The organism is Deltaproteobacteria bacterium (assembly GCA_030690165.1).
In the GTDB taxonomy this organism is placed as follows: domain Bacteria; phylum Desulfobacterota; class GWC2-55-46; order UBA9637; family UBA9637; genus JACRNJ01.
In genome coordinates this window covers 1-2,349 of the sequence record JAUYHF010000040.1, presented here as the reverse complement: position 1 = coordinate 2,349, position 2,349 = coordinate 1, and the positions used below count along the sequence as shown (strand labels likewise).

Here is a 2,349-nt window from a genome sequence, read left to right as displayed (position 1 = left end):
ATCTATATCCCAAACTCTCAGAAAAGGAAGCTCCTCCCGACTGTAGTTGAGGTCAAGCAAGGCTTTCTCATTCATATCGAGGAAGCGGCCTGTTTCCGGATCAACCACCTCTATGGCATCGTTGGAGCGATCAAGCAATGCTCTAAACAGCGCGAGCTCTTGTTCTGCCCTCTTGCGTTCTGTGATATCGCGAAAGATCTCCAGCTTGGAGATAGTTCCATCTTGATTTCGTAATGGGGTGTCTAATAGGTCATATGTCTTTTTGTTTTTAGCAGAATACCATTCCCATCTGACGGTCTTTCCTGCAAAGACCTTATTGTTCGGGCACCATGGACAAACCTTATCCCTGTCATGAAAATATTCATAGCATTTACGTCCATCAATAGGACCGAACTCTCTTTCAATAACAGGGTTGATATATTCTATATCATGAGTCTGGTTTACAATATAGACGCCGTCCCCCATAGATTCCAGGATATTTCTTAGCTTGTCCCGCTCCACCTTCAGCGCCCCTTCGGCCTTCGTGGTCTGGATGACATGGGCGGTTATGCCGGCAAAGCCTTCCAGCATAGCATCCTCTTCAGGGGTGATAGATTGTCTTGAGAAGAGCGCGAGAACGCCTATAGGTTCGCCATTGGTATCTTGAAGCTTATACCCTGCAAATGAGACAAGGCCAAGCCCTCTGGCCCATTCATGGTCCATTATCTGCGGATCATTTACTACATCGTTGGTGAGAAATTTGCTTATCTTTCCGTTGGCTATGCGGCCCAGCTTGTACAAGCCAAATGGCATCCGGCTGTGAGGGCCCTCTATATGTGTATAACGGCCTGAGCTGGCAACAAGGTGCAGGCAACGTTCTCGCATACGACATATCTTATCCTCTTCTTTGGCATTGGCGTGAATACAGCCGGAATTACAGCGGTCCCCCGGCATGCTAAGCCATATACGACAAAAATCGGCATTAAATATCTCTACAACGCCTTCTGTGATCTTTTTAAGTTTTTCATCAAGGGTCTCATGGCCTAATAATGCCTGTTGTAACAGGTTGAGCTTTTGTAAGCGCTGGGTACTAAGCATGCGGTTCTCCTTGCTTGATTTTGGACTACCCACATTCAACAGTCATCTTCTTGGGCGATTGTTTAAGAACGATCCTCTACTATCTATACATCACTAATCTTACTAAAATCAGCCCCTTTAGGCAAGCGCCATCTGATACAAACGCACAAAGAATTGTTACATTATTAGGTAGCCGCAGGCTTTAGCCTGCGAAAATAGCGCACCCATAAAGGGTGCGGCTACCAGTGGATGTCGAAAAACTAATGTCGCTCACTCTAACGGGGTTGACATCGGATGAAGATTTAGTAAAATGGTTTCTGTGGCTATAATTTATAAAACCCTTTTTCTAAAATACATGTCCATCCCTTTATGGTTTAGTTTTTTAACCTTCCCGTTTATGGGGATAAAAAATGCGCTTTTTTTAGGCCTTGCCATTTTTGCCGGCAAGGTGGTATTTGAAAAACTGAAATCTATCTTTAAACCTTTTAAAAAAACGCGTCTGTCTGCCGCGGGTGTGGCCGCATTAAAAGACCGCAATATCATTTTTATCAATATCGGTCTTCTTCTGCTTCTCATTATACTCCCCCTTTTCCTGAACAACTACTACATAGACGTCCTGACCCTCGCAGGGCTTTATGCGGTTCTGGCCCTTGGCCTGAACATCTCTGTTGGTCTGGCAGGGCTTCTGGATTTGGGCTATATTGCCTTTTATGCAATTGGCGCATACACTTACGCCCTTCTGTCAACAAAACTGGGCATTTCCTTCTGGCTTGCCCTCCCAATAGGCGGGTTCACTGCATCAGGCATTGGTTGGATGCTCGGCATCATTACATTAAGGCTGCGCGGGGATTATCTTGCAATTGTAACCCTCGGCTTTATCCAGATAGTTCATCTCATTTTAAATAACTGGGACAGCCTTACAGGCGGACCAAACGGGATCCTTGGCATAGCAAGACCTTCTATTGCATCTTTTAAATTAAATCAGCCAATCCATTTTTATTATCTTATCCTTTGTATTGCAGTCTTAACCGCCATTGTAATAAACCGCCTGAACAACTCCAGGCTTGGCAGGGCATGGATTGCAATGAGGGAAGACGAGATTGCGGCAGAGGCCATGGGCATTGACACTACAAGGATAAAATGCCTTGCATTTTCCATGGGCGCATTCTGGGCAGGTCTTGCAGGGGTTTTTTTTGCAGGAAAATTCGCCTTTGTTTCGCCGGAGAGTTTTACATTCTTTGAGTCTGTATTTGTCCTTGCAATGGTTGTGCTTGGAGGCATGGGAAGCATCCC

General features: G+C 45.3%; 2 protein-coding genes. One reads left to right on the top strand and one right to left on the bottom strand.

Annotated features, from left to right (window positions below):
* Positions 1-1,077: PAS domain S-box protein (locus Q8P28_06545; protein MDP2682445.1), on the bottom strand; the 1,077-nt coding region annotated here is incomplete at its 3' end.
* A gap of 376 nt (positions 1,078-1,453) precedes the next feature.
* Here Q8P28_06545 and Q8P28_06540 point away from each other — a divergent pair.
* A partial coding sequence (locus Q8P28_06540) for a branched-chain amino acid ABC transporter permease (GenBank protein MDP2682444.1) occupies positions 1,454-2,349 on the top strand: 896 nt, incomplete at its 3' end.